This window comes from Paenibacillus taichungensis, from assembly GCF_003287275.1.
Lineage (GTDB): Bacteria > Bacillota > Bacilli > Paenibacillales > Paenibacillaceae > Paenibacillus > Paenibacillus taichungensis_A.
The window spans coordinates 222,832-238,723 of record NZ_QEVW01000008.1 but is presented as its reverse complement, the minus strand read 5'-3'; the positions used below and the strand labels follow the sequence as shown (position 1 = coordinate 238,723).

Sequence of the window (15,892 nt, the reverse complement as noted above, 5' to 3'; positions counted from 1 at the left end):
TTATCGTATCACGTTAGTTTAAAGAAGCATCGTTAATCCACACTTTATTTCCTCTCTACATCAAACATCGATTTCTGTTCTGATACTATAAAATGATATCTACATAATCTAAATCAGTTCCTGCTTCCGCTTCAAATACCCGTACAACACTATTCCAGATGCCGCACAGATCACAGCGCATAGGCCGATGAATCCGTACCCTGCTTGAAGTCCGCGTAGTAACCCCAACTGAGTCGTTGGACCGTACATATTCTTCACACCTTCAATGACCCAGCCAATCACATAGTTACCAATGACACTTCCGACCCCCATGAGGGTGACCGTGAACGTAATCGCGGTGTCACTGCCGTTCGGATACCTGCGTGCGATAAATGCCATCACCGTTGGATAGATCATCGCAATACCCGCACCGGATACCGCAAAGAAGAATGCAAGACTCTCTCCTCCTGTAAGCGCCACAAACGTACACACCGCCGAGAAAGCCGAGAACAGAATGAGCGACAACACAAATCCGATTCGGTCCGTTAGTGGACCCAGCAGCAGACGACCTAACGAGAAAGCAAGGAAGAACGCAGAGAGCAGCCCAGATGCTTTGACCGTGTCCCACGTATAGGCTTTCTCCAGGAAGTTAACGAGCCAACCCCCAACCGCCAGCTCCGATACCACGCCAAAAGAAAGAATGAGCACCATCAGCCAGATGGCTGGATCACGTGTTAACGTCTTGAGCGAGGTCCGATCTTCATGAGGAAGATCATCCCCCGGAAATTTGCTGCGCAGTGCCGCAATGATCGGCAGCAAACAGAGTGACAGCATCACGAGATACATGCCGCGCCAGTCCAGTACGTGTCCGAACACGCTTAACGACATCACCCCTGTCGCCAATAAAGGCGCCACCGTTGAACTCAGCCCATAGAAGAAATGGGACAGGTTCATCATCGTACCTGTGTTTTTCACAAAGATCCGCGCTCCCAGAATTGCCAAGGCAATCTCCAGCATGCCGTTTCCGATATACATGAAGAAGTATGATGAAGCAAAAAGTGGATATGTATGAGATACGTAAATGAACACACCCGAGAGAATCATCGATGCAAATGAAATGATGCTAACCGCCTTAATGCCCCATTTGCGTACCAGGATGGCGGTGAATGAGCAGGCGATCAAGTAACCCAGCGCATTCAGGGACAACAGCGTCCCGAGCTGTTTCTCATCCAGATTGAAGTCGAATTGAATACGCGGGATGGCTGGTCCCTTAATATTTTCCGATATACCGAATACGATAAATCCCAGAAAGATCGTGGCCAGTTGCATGGCGTATAGTTTGTTGAACTTTTTCTTGGTTCCTTCTGTACCTGCTTGCTGATTCAAAATAAGTTCCTCCATTATGTTCAGAAAAATGGTTACACTTCATAACTACGATTGCAGTACCATCTTCCGCCCGCTGTTATCCCTGTATTTTTTTGAATTTCTTTCTAACGGTGAAAATACAGTGATAAAGGCGTTCTTCAGACTGGTTCTGCCCTCTCCTTTATCGTGTCAATGATTTGTACATTTGAAATAGGAAACATGGTTAAGCATTATTCCTAAAAATAGAATACTTGTAAAAGTTCCTTTGTCCTTTACCACTGCTTCTCAATCACCTGAATGCGGTAGGTCAGGCTCTCCAACGTAACAGCGACTAGCCCCGTCACATATTCTCGCCGAGTGTCTCTCTGGATGATCAACTCAGGCATATGCTCCTGTGGGATCAGGTGATCCAGACAACCTTTCGTCAGGCCATCCCGCATGGATGGGTCCATTGTATCGCCCGTAACGACAATCGCGGCCGGGTTGATGATTGCGATAATGGATACCAGCGTCTGTACCACCAGTTCCTGCAACCCTTCCGTCGTTTTCAACATTCGCAGTTGTTCTTCCCGTGACACGCCAAATGGCAGAAAAGATACCTCTCCCCCAAATTGCGTGTTCCCTGTGAGCGGACGACCATCAATGATAAAGCCTGCACCCGGAAAATGATTCTCCGGAAAAGTCACCACCGCAAAGTTCTTCTCTTCCTCAAATTGCTGCTGGTTGTACAGTCCGTAGACCGTCAGGTTCATGTCGTTGCCAATGACTACTTCAACATCATCGTACTGCTCCTTGAGCCTTGGCCCCAGAGGTTGACCCGCCAGCTCCGACACATCGCAAATGCCAATCACACCGTTGTGTGCCACCCCTGGTATACCAATGCCAATGGCCTGCACATTGTGGTGCGTTTCGATCAGGCTCGCAATCAGATCTTCTACCACGGTTACATTAATCTCATCCAAAATGAGAGTCTGTTCGTCCGCCATCTCTCCGTTCAGATTGGCATATGTATGTGTGATCGAGTGAATGCCGCCCTCTGTTCGAATAATCAGACAGAGCACACTCGCGTAGTCCGCATTAAACTGATACCGACTCGCAGGTCTCCCCCCACTCGATTCGTCTGGACCCAGATCGATAATCTCACCAGTTTGGAGCAATTCGTTCAGGATCGTGCCGCATGTCGCCACGCTGAGTTTGGTCAGGTTCGCAATGGAAGCTTTTGTGCCTACGCCCATGGATCGGAGCGTATTCTTCACCAGTTCAACGTTAATGCGTTTCACCTGTTGGGTGTTGTGTGATGTGGGTAACATGGTTAGTTGTATGCCTCCTTTCGTTCATTTCGAACCATTCAATGAATGTTTTTAAAAGTGTTTTAATAATTGAAGTGTAGGGGGATTTGGGAGGAAAGTCAATGCTTAATTGGGAGCAATAATCGTTTGGATGGAAAGGCAAAAAGACAGTTCAAGATCATCTTATATGATCCTGCGCTGCCTTTGGTTAAGGTGTTTTTATGTAGACTGGCTCATCCGATTCGCTAAGATGCTCTTCTCCAGTCGGACTTTAAATAGCTTTCGGTTCAAATCCTGTTCCATGGAATGAAGGTGATATGCTGCTTGTTTCACGGTATCCATCTCTAGCACACCTGCCTGCTTCGCAATGATGTCCATGGCGTCCAAGATTAGTTTGTTGCATGTGATGAGTTGATCAACGTAATCGTCTTCCTGTATTACGAGTTGTGCGTACTGCAAAGTTAATTCTTCGCTGTTGGTACTTGTCATGTCATCACTCCTTTGTTAAAAAGAGAGTAACATTAAATTAGGGATAATGTGGTACGTAAAAACGTAACACGTTGTTACTTGGTTGTAACATCATAGTCGATAATTCAAAAGGAGATCAAAAATGATGAGAAAAAAACGAATATTAATAGGCATTTATACGCTGGTTGGCTTATTACTACTCAGTGAATTATTCCTTTGGTCTTCGGGAAGAGTTGGGTTATTCAATACAGCGAACAGAATTATCTCTGGTGCACCTAATATTGAAGTACAGGGGAAAAGACTATCTTATCAAGGAACAATTTTTTCTAGTCCTTCCGATCTTGACGAATATGCATCAAGTGATAAAGGCGAAGCACTTTACAAGGCCAAAGGTACAACGCCAAACCCACCATGGATTTATGTAAAAAAAGATTCGAACACTTTTTTTCGCTATAAAACGCCACAGGTTCCTTGGCGCATGTAATCTACCCAAGCAATCAAACTCATACTTCCCTCTCATTAATAAACATGGTTAAGGTCAAAAGACAAAGAACACCAGAACGGTGCTCTTTATTTTTGCAGGCTTTCCTCCCTTCGCACTCCTTCTCATTGACAATTTCCCAAAACAAGTCTACCCTAATAACGAACCAATCATTCACTATTAAGGAGTCGTTCCCGATGGTGCAAGCCAAGAAAGACGAAGTCAGGAAAGAGATTGAATATGCGGCGCTCAAGGTCTTTTTTGAAAAAGGCTATGTGGATGCCAAGATGAGCGATATCGCGGATGAAATCAATATTTCCGTGGGCAATATCTATACTTATTTTAAGAACAAGAAGGAACTATTCTACGCCGTCGTGCCGCCGGATCTGGTGGATTATCTGAAAAATGTGCTGGTGGAGACGATTCACTTTGATAACCAGACCTTGTTCGAGGAAACGGATAGCGAGCGAAAGTCGGCACTGTTGCAGGAACAGGTGGATGTCCTACGTAAATACCGGAACCAGATTGTCATCATCTTTGAAAAGAATAAAGGTACGATCTACACCAACGCGAAGAATGAACTTGTTGAGCTGATGATCGAAACCAAGAAGGCCTATTTGAAGAATCAATATAAACGGTATGAGATTGGCACCGAGGAGAACTTGATCTTGCTGAACATTCTCGCGCATAATGTGATCGACATGAACCTGGATCTATTAAAGCGAGATATGAGTGAGGACAGCCGGAAGCAAATATTTGAAGCGTTGTATGTATACAGACTGTACGGTATGAAGAGCCTCAACGAATAACGCTCCATCTCATCACTTATCTAGGTAGCCAAAGCGTGCAGATCATATCAACTCCAATTGGTTTGCACGCGAAAAAACTTAATCATAGATCAGCCTATTTTTTTGACCTAAAAATGAATTAATTATTCATTTTTGAAAAAGGATCATCGTTACCCTAACCACTCACCTCACCCACATTCTAAGGAGGAACCACCATATGAACACCGCTTACGCATTGAAAAACGTCAATCTGATCCACGGCGACTCAAGCCGCAATCTGCAAAAAAACATGACGATTCTCGTCAATGAACAAGGTCTTATTCAGGACATCGGCCGAGATCATGAACTCAATATCCCAAGTCACTACACAACAATCGACCTCTCAGGAAAATACGTAATGCCAGGACTGATCAACGCCCACGTGCACCTCTTTGCAGATGGTAAACCATTCAGTCTTTCGGTCAGTGAAGGTTTGTTGCAGTTTGCCTATGATCGGATATTGAACACCAAATTTGGTAGAAACGTTTTGAAAAAACGCATGAAACGCAACGCGCTGACCGCACTCCATGCGGGTGTAACAACGATGCGCAGTGTGGGAGAATTCTTTTACACGGACGTCCAGCTGCGGGATGAGATTAACAACGGTGAAGTTGTCGGCCCTAATCTGCTTGTCTCCGGGTTCTTCCTAAGTGTCACGGGCGGACATGGTGCCCCATTCCTCGCTCTGGTAGGCGATTCCCCGTGGGAAGCACGGAAAAATGTACGACTGAATGTGAAACACGGCGTGGATCTGATCAAAATCTGTGTGACGGGTGGCGTGACGGATGCGAAAATGGTTGGCGAAGCTGGACGTTTACAGATGACGGTGGAGGAAGTTGCGGCGATCTGCGATGAAGCGCATAAGATTGGCCTGCGGGTGGCAGCGCATGTGGAAAGCACGGAAGGCGTAAGAGTTGCGTTACAAGGTGGCGTCGATACGATTGAGCACGGTTCGGAGATGGATGACGAAATCATTCGTTTATACAAAAATAATCCCAATGCCCTGAATGGCTACACCGCACTCATCCCCACCCTGCAAGCCGCCTATCCATCCGCTTCACTGGATACCAGCGTAACGAAGGTAAGTGCAACGGTAAAAGAGAATTCCAGACTGGTCTATGATTCCATGCTCAAGGGCGTCAAGCAAGCAATCGAAAACGACATCACCATCGGGATCGGCACCGACGCCGCCATGCCTTACGTGACTCACTATGATATGTGGAGAGAGATGGACCACTACATGAGACAGGCCAACCTGAACAACAAGCAGGTCATTGACATGGTGACTCGAACTAATGCGAAGATCCTCGGTGTTGACGATGTTACAGGGACGGTGGATATCGGGAAACATGCTGATCTGATTATCATGGAGCAAAATCCGCTGGAACATATTGATGCCTTGTCGGATATCTCTATGGTCATGGTCAAAGGAAATCTAATTCAAACACCATCTGTCACCAAAATCAAAGAAGTCGACGATGTTCTAAACTCAGTTTGGTGAATTCAGGAGTGAAATCACGCTTGGTATATTGGTCAATTGCTTTTCCATTATATGCGGGAGTACCCTTGGGGCCATCTCCAAATGGATACTCACTTCAATTAAATAAGCTTTGTCATTTGATTCAACTACCTGAGGCATTGTCTGAGGAGGCGGAAGTTTTTCCACGGGTACTTCATCTATAAATAAAGCAAGTGCTTCTTTGGCCATCATCAATGCCTCTTCTATGGAATCCCCCCAGGTAAGGCAACCCGGCAGATCGGGGAACGAAACATTAATTCCGTCGTCAGCAAAATTAAAAATCGCATAGTATTGGTAGGTTCGAATCATATGAGGACATCTCCTTTATTTTGTTTGTGGGACCTGCGCACTTGAACCCCATCCGTATACGTGCAGACGTTCCTTTCATCACTGGATTATTATCATAACGTACAAGTTCAGGTAAAGCACCGCTTTTTCTATCAGTTACCGCTTGGTTCCCCCATCTAAACATACAGCAAAAAGTCTTTCAGATCATATCCGAAAGACTTGTTTTTGACACCTTATTTATTTATTCGCTAATCCCACTCAAGATATAACCCTTGTCTCAATCCACTCTCTCCATCCGCCCGAGTCACTGATCTTCTCGGCACCTTCCGCAGCGTAGGCCTCACAGACAAATCCGCTCACACTTCTGCCATCGATCATCTCGACTTGACCGATGCCAAGCGGGGCGGGGATCGACGCGGTGAAGGCTCCAAACGAAGCGCGCGGCATATCCCACAGCTCGACTTCAATAGATGTGCCGCCTGTTACTGTGCGCACAAGACCAGGCTTGGCTGGCGTGGTGGGCAGTGCATACATCTCATACACAGGCGCCGTCAGCGACTCTTCCCGGAATACGGCACCGAGTCCAGTCATCTGGGGTTCCAGTGGCATTCCGCGCAGGTGAAGTCCGCACACGGCAACCGTAATGACATCTTCCTGCTGAAGCAGAAGTTCAGATGCCACGATGATATTCGCTTCTTCTTCCGGCCGGGCAAACAGCGTTATACCAAAAGGAAGCCCTTCCTCTGCCCAGCCTGCGGGAATCGCCACGGCACTCAGATCAAGCAGATTGCAATGGTTGGTGTACAGTCCCATCTTGCTGTTCGTTTCGATCGGATTCGCAATCACCTGCTCGCGGGTCCAGGTTCCCCCGCATGTCGGCAGAATCAGCACGGCATCCTCCAGCAAAGTCGCCGTGTGCCGCCGAATCTCTGCCAAGAGATGCTGAGCCTTGAACAAGGCCGAAGCGGTAAAGGCTTCTTTTTTCCCAGACTCCAGTACCGTCTTCGTAACCGGAAAGACCGCTTCCCCATGTGCCTCTACATATTCATCCAGATCAGACCAGCGCTCCGCAACCAAAGGACCTTCGTACAGAAGTGCCGCCGCTTCTTGTAGCATGGCAATATCGATCTCTTTCACAGCTACGCCGGATGCTAGAATGGCTTCCTTCTTCCGGTACCATGCCTCTTCATACGCTATAGCATAAGGGCCATAGAATTCGAGTGCATTGGACGGCAGCAAAAAGGTACGCGGCATCTCCCCTCGACTCAACGGGCGATGCACAGAATACGGATCTTGCACATCCACACCCCGCACCACCTCGTCCACGCGCTGTGTATCGGCCAGTTCATGAGCGAATACGGTGACGCAATCGATGCTGCGACAAGCGGGAATAACTCCAGCCGAAGGCCATGCACCCACCGCCGGCTTATATCCAACAAGATTATTCAGCGCTGCTGGCACACGTCCTGATCCGGCGGTATCCGTTCCGAGAGCAAACGCCGCCTGACCAGACGCTACCGCTATGGCCGATCCCGAACTGGAGCCTCCGCTGATCAGCTCGGGACGAAGCGCATTATGTGTATCGCCATACGGACTTCGTGTGCCTACAAGTCCGGTGGCGAACTGATCCAGATTGCATTTCCCCACCGGAATGGCACCTGCAGCAATAAGTCTTTCTACCACGGTCGCATGGCGATCCGGGACATAAGCGTAGTCAGGACAAGCCGCCGTAACCGTCCAAGCGGCTACCTCAATATTGTCTTTGATGGCAAACGGAATGCCCCAAAGCGGGCAATCCTCCGGTTTCATCAGCGCAAGTCGATCCAGGAACGGCTGAATCCGTTCAAGGGTCGGCGGCAGAATCCAGATGTTACGATCCCGGGCATGCTCTGCCCGCTGGATAATAGCCTCGATCACATCCTGTGGGGTGAAGTGGCGATGGCGATAAGCTTTTTGCAAGTTAGGTACGGTGAATTGCCCTGGTACAGATGATTGGTTCATGACGCATTCACCTCTTCTACAGGATATATAGCTGCAATGCAGTCCCCGGCACGAACCTGGTCCCCTGATGAGACATAGATGGAAGCGACAATTCCGTCATAAGGTGCCTTTTGCGGGAACTCCATTTTCATACTTTCTTCTATTATAATGTCTTCGCCTTGGAGTACCTTCTGACCCACTTCCACAAGCACCTTCCATACACTGCCGGACATCGAACTGTTCACTTCCAGACTTCCTTCGGGCAAAGCCTCTTGCTCCGCCGCACTCGCACCTTCCGGTTCGGACACATGTTCTGCGATGCCAAGCTCCTTCCAGTACTCCCGCTCCTGCTGGAATGCAGCCTGCTGTGAATCCCGGAAACGTGCGGAAGGCTCCTGAATCTCTTCCAGCCAGCTGAGATATTCACCCAGATTGAACGTTGTCTCTTCCACGTCAACCACCATCTGCCCACGCGGGAAATCCTCTCTCATCTGCAACAATTCCTCCTGGGATACCGGATAGAACTGAATCTGATCGAAGAAACGCAGCAACCACGGTTTGCCCTCCTGGAAGTTGGCTGTCTCCCTGAATTTGTTCCACATCTGGATCGTACGACCGACAAATTGATATCCACCCGGCCCCTCCATGCCATAAATGCACAGGTACGCGCCGCCAATGCCAACCGCATTCTCCGGTGTCCATGTGCGTGCAGGATTATATTTGGTCGTCACCAGACGATGACGCGGATCAAGCGGTACAGCTACTGGCGCTCCGAGATATACGTCACCCAGTCCCATCACCAGATAGGATGCGTTAAATACCACTTCAGCGACTTCTTCCAGCGAGCCGAGTCCGTTCATGCGACGAATGAATTCCAGATTACTGGGGCACCAAGGCGCATCCGGGCGTACATTTTGCTGGTAACGTTCAATCGCCAGTTGGGTGGCCGGATCATCCCAGGACAGCGGCAGCTTCACAATCCGGGATGGCACTTCAATTGAATCCAGCGACGGCAATTGCAGATCCAGTTCCATAATGATTGCCGCGGCTTCCTTCACCGTCATTCGGGTGCTGTCCAGATGAATCTGCAAGGAGCGAATGCCCGGTGTCATCTCGATGAACGGTATCCGTCCACTGTCACGCACCGTTTGCATTAACACATAGACCTGGAAGCGATACAGAAGATCCAGTTCCCGATCTCCATATTCAATCAGAATATTCTCGTCACCAGAGCAACGAATACCGATCTTGAACCGACGTCCCTGCTCCTCATAAGCGAGAATTGGCATATAGGCGTCAGAAGAAATATCCAACAGTTTCGGCAAAGAAAGACGTTCGCCCCCCTCGATCAATGCATCGAGATAGGTATGCTGTGCATCCCGGAGCTGCTCGGCTTCCTCCACTGTGATCAGCCTAAACTTTATTTTGTCGCCCGGAGACAGCTGTCCGACTTTCCAGAATTCCGCCGACGCCGTTGTCACCGGACATACGAATCCTCCCAGACTCGGTCCATCCGGCCCCAAAAGAATTGGCATATCTCCGGTCAGATCAAGTGCCCCAACCGCATAGGCATTATCATGAATGTTGGATGGATGAAGCCCGGCGTCTCCGCCATCTTCTCTTGCCCACAGCGGCTTAGGGCCAATCAAACGCACGCCTGTACGTGAGCTGTTAAAATGAACTTCCCACTCCGTCTCCGTCAACTGCTCCAAATATTCCTGTAAAAGATATTCCTGCGTGCAGTGAGGCCCCGGAATAACACCAATCATCCAGTTATGGGTTAATTCCGGTTGTTGATGAAGAGAGAGCGGCTGCAAAACAGTTTTCTGTTGCTGGCCTTGCTGCACTTGTTGCTGCATTCCCTCTGGCTTAGACTGCAGCACTTGCTCTTGCTCCTGATTCCGCTGCTGACTTTGCTGTTGCTCCTGCTGCCGCTCTGGATGAACTCGCAATACCGCTCCCGTTCGCAGTGCACTGCCCGTATGCCCGCCGAACTCCCCCAGAGTAAAGGTTGACGCACTGCCCAGCGTCAGCGGCATATCCAGTCCCCCAGAGACAAGCAGGTAACCCCGCATGCCGACCACAGCTTCACCCAGAACTAAAGTAGAACCCTGAGCCGCAAGTGTGGGTGTGTAGAGCGGAATCGGTGTTCCATCCAGCGTTGCAGACATATCCGCACCTGTCAGGCAGAATGTCATTTCATCACGGAAGCGGTACGAGCCTCCGCGCAAAGTCATTTCCAGCCCCGCCGCACCTTCATCATTACCTAGCAGACGATTGCCGATTCGAAACGCAAGCGAATCCATCGGACCCGAAGGCGGTACGCCGATATCCCAATATCCTTTACGGCCCGGATAATCCTGCACCGTAGTCTGAATCCCGCCGTCCAGCACTTCAATGGCATGCTCTGCCGGACTGAATCCAGCGAGCATGTTCGTATATACCAACCCTTCCCGAAAAGGCTCCGTATCCAGAAACGCCTGAATGTAAGTCTGGTTGGTGGTTATGCCATATACTCGCAATGCAGCGAGTGCTTCAATCATGCTCTCAATGGCGGCCTGTCTGGATTCGGCATGCACGATTACCTTGGCCAGCATTGGATCATACAGGGTTGTCACTTGTACACCACTGCGAATCCACGTTTCCACCCGAACATGTTCGGGCCACACGACAGCATCGATCCGGCCATCACTCGGGCGAAAATCATGCAAACAATCCTCCGCATACAGTCGCACCTGCAAACTGTGGCCTTGCGGCTGATGAACCAGAGCCGCCAGATTTTCCATCTCTCCGGCTGCTTCCCGAACCATCCATTCAACCAGATCAATGCCCAGCACCTCTTCCGTTACCCCATGCTCAACCTGTAGCCGGGTGTTTACCTCCAGGAAATAAAACTGTGTTGTCTCCGGGTCATACAGGAATTCGACCGTACCCGCACTGCGATATCCTGCTGTCGCAGCAAGCCTTCTGGCACTTTCATGCATGGCGCTTCGCGTTGCTTCCGGCAGGTTCGGTGCCGGGGTCTCTTCAATAATCTTCTGATTCCGACGTTGTACGGAACAATCCCGTTCACCCAGTGCCACCGCTTCTCCAAAAGAATTACCGAAGACTTGCACCTCGACATGTCTTGCTCTTGCGATATACTTTTCCAGAAACACGCCGCCATCGTTAAAATTCGCAACGGCCAGTCGGGTTACCGAATCGTATGCCTCTTGCAACGCTTGTTCATCCGTGCAGATACGCATCCCGATCCCGCCGCCACCGGCGGTGCTCTTGAGCATAACGGGATAACCAATCGCAGCAGCCTGTTCCATCGCCACCTCCAGCGATGGCACCAGCCCCGTACCCGGAAGTAACGGCACAGACGCCTGTTCCGCAATGGAACGCGCCGTATGTTTCAGGCCAAACAGTTCAATATGCTCCGCAGTTGGTCCAATAAACGTAATTCCCTGCTCTCCGCACGCTCTCGCAAAAGTCGCATTCTCACTTAGAAATCCGTACCCCGGATGAATTGCATCAGCACCAGCCACCAAGGCCATGTTCAGGATAAGTTCGGCATTCACATAACTCTCCTTCGCCGGGCCATCACCGATCAGGATGGATTCATCTGCCAGTTCAACATGCAGACTATCGCGATCTGCTTGGGTGTAGACGGCCACAGAAGCAATGCCCATCTGATGCAACGTACGAATGATTCTGACGGCAATCGCTCCGCGATTGGCTATGAGCACTTTTTTAAACATGAGAATCGCTCCCTTCTGCTTCCCAGATCAGCACCTGAGCAGGTGTCGGATTGTATGCATTGCATGGATTGTTAAGCTGTGGACAGTTGCTGATCAACACCGTGACAGGAGCTAGAGCCACCAGTTCTACATACCGCCCTGGTCCCGATACGCCATCTGCAAATGTGAGCTTGCCTTCGGGTGTAACCGGCACATTCATGAAGAAATTGACGTTGGGAGCCAGATCCCGTTTGGAGAACTCCGGGCGACTGGACAGCATCAGCATGAACGTATCCCGGCAGTTATGCATCGGCAGCGCATCATGGGAGTACCGAACGGTATTGCTCTGTGCCGAGCAAGCTCCACCAATCGTATCGTGTCTGCCACAGGTATCCGCGGTAATCTTAAGCAGTTCCCGACCCGACTCCGCAACCAGCACTGATCCGGTCGTCAGATACAGGTTCTGCTGTCCAGTAATCGTTTGAATAGCACTATAGTGATCCCCAGGATCTTCCGTAGCATAAAAGAGTGTATCCACCGCCTGATTCCCTTCCAGATCGACAATGCGGAGTACCTGGCCTGCGGCCAGATCATGAATCCACCCATCCCCTGCCGGGATGATGTGGTCGTAGATCGCTGTGGCGGGTTCCCGTGTGCTCGTGGTCGCTACAAATGTTGATGTGCTCATATTAATAGGCCCCTTTCAGTAACGATTGTGCTTGCCAGGTATTTTCAAATGCTCTCCGACTCTCCTCACAATGAACAAGGCAGCGATCATCTTCCTTCACAGGTTCGGCATCACTGAACGTCAGCTCAATAACTGAATCTGGATAACGCCCTTCCGGGTCCAGCGGATTCGGTGTATTGGATACGACGAGAAGAAGTTCCATTTCCGTGCGAAGCGTTATCGAAGTACCTGCAGTCGGTTGCGATTCGTATCGCATCGTGCCATCCAGCTCACAGACCACTTTGGAAAAAAAGTTAACCGGCGTACAGAGATCACGAGGCGTCAGCCGATGTCGATACATCTCTACCACCAGATTCTCATATCCGCTACGGTACCAGTCATTTCGCTCCTGCTGATAGGTCGTGACTCCATATTTGTGATCCGTACTTCGACGTGTTGTGTATCCCGACAACGTATCATGCCAACCCGTCGTGTCATCGATAATGGATGCAAGGACACGGCCCTGATCACTCATCAACACATGACCGGATGTCAGGTATGCGGTGTGTTGCGCTTTGAGTGAATCCGGCATGTTGTAACGTTCGGAAGGATCGGAAGCCTGAAACAGAAGTGTTGTCAGGTTAGCGCGATCCCCCGCTGCTGTCATTCGAATGTTCTTGCCCCGGCTAATGTAACCTGACCACTTGCCACCTGCTTGGATGCGAATTGAAGTCATATCAGTACCTCCTGTGTAGTAGAAAAAAATATAAAAAAGCCCGGGAGAAATACCAAAAATGAATTTGGTACATTCTCCCGGGCTTTTTTCCCGCCGTGTACATGGATGTGAGCCAGATCGGCTACTTCCATGCGTTTTCTCTCGGACCAGGCAACAATGTGAGCCACCGTTCGGAACCCTAGAAAACATTTTGTATTCGGTTGCTTTTCATGTTAACAATCCTAACACATAACAAAAACAGTGACAACAATAATTTTATTTTAATTATTTTCTTCAATATAGCGATCGGATTCATGTTATATTTAGAGGCATTCCCACCTCATTTACGAAAAAAAAGCTTGTGATTTCCAAAAAAACTTGGTTAAATGTGAGGTGTCATGACAAACACCAATGCAAAAAATCGATACATTCCGAAATCGGGGGGAGATTCTATGTCAGATAAACTAACTTTGAAAAGAGACTTATCGTTGTCTCACGTCGTGACCATGGGTCTGTCCTGGATGTCACCCATGATCTTTTTCACCAGTTTCGGTGTGTTGCATGAAGGTTCCAGAGGCATGCTTCTCGCAGCTTACTTGCTTGCATTTATAGCCATCTTGTTCACCGCGCTCAGTTATGGTCAGATGGCCAAGGCGTTCCCCGTGTCGGGATCAGCGTATACCTATGTAACCAAATCCATGAACCCATTTATCGGCTTCCTTGTCGGGTGGGCCATCCTGTTAGATTATCTCTTCTCCTGTATTATCGCCGTGCTCATGTTCGGTATTAATCTTCACGCACAATTCACCTCGATACCTTCCTTTGTCTGGATTCTGTTATGTACCCTTGTGGTCATGATCATTAATATTATCGGGATCAAAACATCAGCCAATGTCAGCAAAATCTTCGTAATCATGCAGATCCTGTTCATTGCAGGTTTTTGCTCCTTACTTGTATACAGAGCATTTCAGAGCGGGATCACCGCAGGCTGGAATCCGCTTAATACTCAAGATGGTGTCCCCATTTCCACGATTCTTGCCGGAGCTTCGCTAGTATGCTTCTCGTTCCTTGGTTTTGATTCCATTACGACCATGACCGAAGAAACGAAGAACCCAAGGAAAACCATCCCTCGGGCCATCATAATCATCGTTTTATTGGCAGGACTAATGTATTTCGTCACAGCTTTCCTGATTCAGCAGATGTACCCTTCATTCACGTTTAATCATGTCGATTCCGCAGGTTTTGAACTCATGCAATCGATCGGTGGTCCCTTACTTGCCTCGATCTTCACCTTTGTCATTATATTCTCTGTACTATCTCAGGGTATGTCCTCCATGACGACCGTAACACGTCTTATGTTCGTGATGGGAAAAACGTCCTTGTTGCCACGAGCATTCGCATCACTCCATCCTACACTTCGAACTCCAGTGTTCAACATTGTTCTCATGAGTGTCATCTCGTTATCGGCTATGTTTATCAGCCTGGAGACAGCGATCATGTTTGTTAGTTTTGGTGCATTAACCGCATTTCTGTTCGTCAATCTATCCGTTATATTCCACTATATTATTCGTGAAAAACAGCGTTCTCCCCGTGATATGTTCGTACGTTTCCTATGTCCGCTACTCGGTGCCGGATTTGTATTTTATCTTATCACGCTACTCGATGTTTCCTCGTTGATGCTTGGCTCCGGATGGCTCGTAGCTGGACTCATATACTACCTTGTTAAACGTTTGAAGCCCGCAACCATAAGCATATCCAAAGTGGATGAAGCCTTGTAAACAAAGGTGATTTTGTTCAATGGTACTTTGATTGTTCAGTTGTTCGTTTGACATGTTAGTTAGTGAGGGCACACGAGATTTGGCGGTAGTGCTTAACCCACTGACGGATTGTTAGAACACAGCATGTAGAGCCAACAGATAGAGTAATAGAATAGCGCGTAACGGGAGGGATTGCTGTGACGTTGGAACGAATCAAACAAGCTTCCCTGATGTTATTTTCCATCCACGGCTTTGACGGCACTTCGATGCAAACCATTGCACAACAAGTCGGTATACAGAAGCCTTCTATTTACACGTATTTCACAAGTAAAGATGCGTTGTATCTCGAATTACTGCATGATTCACTTACACAGGAGTTGGACTTCGCCCGTCAGTTAACGAAAATTCGTTCTGACGTAGCTTTCAAAGAAGTGCTCTTTCAATTCTTGTCCAGCTTCATTGATCGTTACGAGAGCGAACCGAGTGTTTCTTATATGCTCAAAACATTCCTTTATCCTCCGCAGCACCTGCAAGCTCCAATTCAGGACTTGCGTAATCATTATATCGATGAATTGGAGCAGATTTTGTTCACTGTGTTCAGTAAGGAGCCGGCGGATCAGGAATTCTACATATCCCTTGCTAACTCTGGACAATATCAGGTTGCTGTTCCCTTGCAAAGAACGAAACCTTATCCAGCTGCGGAAAGCTCCTTCGCCTTTTTCATGGTGCATCTGCAAGGGTTGTGGGTTGAGTTGCTACGCAGCGGTGCGGAGCGTGCCTACGTCAGATTGCAGAGAACATGGCCTCTGGTTAGTGCTTCAGTATAATCAGTAGC

General features: G+C 48.7%; 13 protein-coding genes and 1 riboswitch. Of the genes, 5 read left to right on the top strand and 8 right to left on the bottom strand.

Annotation, left to right across the window (positions count from 1 at the left end):
- Positions 1-108: 108 nt before the first annotated feature.
- The 3 genes from DC345_RS13675 to DC345_RS13665 form a co-directional block, all read right to left on the bottom strand.
- A complete protein-coding gene (locus tag DC345_RS13675) occupies positions 109-1,308 on the bottom strand; it encodes an MFS transporter (RefSeq protein ID WP_113053748.1) in 1,200 nt (399 codons plus the stop codon).
- 308 nt (positions 1,309-1,616) lie between these two features.
- Positions 1,617-2,654: an ROK family protein gene (locus DC345_RS13670; protein ID WP_113053565.1), complete on the bottom strand. Its 1,038-nt coding sequence runs from the start codon at positions 2,652-2,654 to the stop codon at positions 1,617-1,619.
- A 198-nt stretch (positions 2,655-2,852) separates the two neighbouring features.
- Positions 2,853-3,122 (bottom strand): hypothetical protein, encoded by a 270-nt coding sequence (locus DC345_RS13665; RefSeq protein WP_113053564.1) that lies wholly within the window; start codon positions 3,120-3,122, stop codon positions 2,853-2,855.
- 124 nt (positions 3,123-3,246) lie between these two features.
- On the opposite strand from DC345_RS13665, the gene DC345_RS13660 reads away from it, so the two are divergent.
- From DC345_RS13660 to DC345_RS13650, 3 genes are all read left to right on the top strand, one after another.
- Positions 3,247-3,585, top strand: a complete 339-nt coding sequence (locus tag DC345_RS13660) for a hypothetical protein (RefSeq protein WP_146752134.1) — start codon at positions 3,247-3,249, stop codon at positions 3,583-3,585.
- A gap of 194 nt (positions 3,586-3,779) precedes the next feature.
- Positions 3,780-4,391, top strand: a complete 612-nt coding sequence (locus DC345_RS13655; RefSeq protein WP_090809647.1) for a TetR/AcrR family transcriptional regulator — start codon at positions 3,780-3,782, stop codon at positions 4,389-4,391.
- A gap of 196 nt (positions 4,392-4,587) precedes the next feature.
- The gene (locus DC345_RS13650; RefSeq protein WP_113053562.1) at positions 4,588-5,910 is read left to right on the top strand and encodes an amidohydrolase family protein; all 1,323 of its coding nucleotides are present in this window, start codon (positions 4,588-4,590) and stop codon (positions 5,908-5,910) included.
- Here the strand turns inward: DC345_RS13650 and DC345_RS13645 are convergent.
- From DC345_RS13645 to DC345_RS13625, 5 genes are all read right to left on the bottom strand, one after another.
- Positions 5,899-6,237: a type II toxin-antitoxin system HicB family antitoxin gene (locus tag DC345_RS13645; protein ID WP_113053561.1), complete on the bottom strand. Its 339-nt coding sequence runs from the start codon at positions 6,235-6,237 to the stop codon at positions 5,899-5,901. The two genes, DC345_RS13650 and DC345_RS13645, sit on opposite strands and share 12 nt — an antisense overlap.
- Before the next feature lie 237 nt (positions 6,238-6,474).
- Entirely contained in the window at positions 6,475-8,217 is a 1,743-nt protein-coding gene (gene atzF / locus DC345_RS13640; protein WP_113053560.1) for an allophanate hydrolase, read from the bottom strand.
- Positions 8,214-11,939 carry an urea carboxylase gene (uca, locus tag DC345_RS13635; RefSeq protein ID WP_113053559.1) on the bottom strand — a complete coding sequence of 1,242 codons (3,726 nt, stop codon included), beginning with the start codon at positions 11,937-11,939 and terminating at the stop codon, positions 8,214-8,216. The genes atzF and uca overlap by 4 nt, the downstream gene beginning before the upstream one ends.
- Entirely contained in the window at positions 11,932-12,606 is a 675-nt protein-coding gene (locus DC345_RS13630) for an urea amidolyase associated protein UAAP2 (protein WP_113053558.1), read from the bottom strand. Before DC345_RS13630 ends, uca begins: the two co-directional genes overlap by 8 nt.
- A 1-nt stretch (position 12,607) precedes the next feature.
- A complete protein-coding gene (locus tag DC345_RS13625; protein WP_113053557.1) occupies positions 12,608-13,321 on the bottom strand; it encodes an urea amidolyase associated protein UAAP1 in 714 nt (237 codons plus the stop codon).
- 72 nt (positions 13,322-13,393) lie between these two features.
- Positions 13,394-13,514: riboswitch (guanidine-I (ykkC/yxkD leader) on the bottom strand.
- Between the two features lie 238 nt (positions 13,515-13,752).
- On the opposite strand from DC345_RS13625, the gene DC345_RS13620 reads away from it, so the two are divergent.
- Both DC345_RS13620 and DC345_RS13615 read left to right on the top strand, forming a co-directional pair.
- The gene (locus DC345_RS13620; RefSeq protein ID WP_113053556.1) at positions 13,753-15,078 is read left to right on the top strand and encodes an APC family permease; all 1,326 of its coding nucleotides are present in this window, start codon (positions 13,753-13,755) and stop codon (positions 15,076-15,078) included.
- A gap of 176 nt (positions 15,079-15,254) precedes the next feature.
- Entirely contained in the window at positions 15,255-15,884 is a 630-nt protein-coding gene (locus DC345_RS13615) for a TetR/AcrR family transcriptional regulator (protein ID WP_113053555.1), read from the top strand.
- Positions 15,885-15,892: the final 8 nt, after the last annotated feature.

Coding starts and splice junctions, on each gene's coding strand:
- uca (WP_113053559.1), bottom strand. CDS start 11,939: ATGTTTAAAAAAGTGCTCATAGCCAATCGCGGAGCGATTGCCGTCAGA.
- DC345_RS13655 (WP_090809647.1), top strand. CDS start 3,780: ATGGTGCAAGCCAAGAAAGACGAAGTCAGGAAAGAGATTGAATATGCG.
- DC345_RS13675 (WP_113053748.1), bottom strand. CDS start 1,308: ATGCAACTGGCCACGATCTTTCTGGGATTTATCGTATTCGGTATATCG.
- DC345_RS13670 (WP_113053565.1), bottom strand. CDS start 2,654: ATGTTACCCACATCACACAACACCCAACAGGTGAAACGCATTAACGTT.
- atzF (WP_113053560.1), bottom strand. CDS start 8,217: ATGAACCAATCATCTGTACCAGGGCAATTCACCGTACCTAACTTGCAA.
- DC345_RS13630 (WP_113053558.1), bottom strand. CDS start 12,606: ATGAGCACATCAACATTTGTAGCGACCACGAGCACACGGGAACCCGCC.
- DC345_RS13625 (WP_113053557.1), bottom strand. CDS start 13,321: ATGACTTCAATTCGCATCCAAGCAGGTGGCAAGTGGTCAGGTTACATT.
- DC345_RS13650 (WP_113053562.1), top strand. CDS start 4,588: ATGAACACCGCTTACGCATTGAAAAACGTCAATCTGATCCACGGCGAC.
- DC345_RS13620 (WP_113053556.1), top strand. CDS start 13,753: ATGTCAGATAAACTAACTTTGAAAAGAGACTTATCGTTGTCTCACGTC.
- DC345_RS13665 (WP_113053564.1), bottom strand. CDS start 3,122: ATGACAAGTACCAACAGCGAAGAATTAACTTTGCAGTACGCACAACTC.
- DC345_RS13645 (WP_113053561.1), bottom strand. CDS start 6,237: ATGATTCGAACCTACCAATACTATGCGATTTTTAATTTTGCTGACGAC.
- DC345_RS13660 (WP_146752134.1), top strand. CDS start 3,247: ATGAGAAAAAAACGAATATTAATAGGCATTTATACGCTGGTTGGCTTA.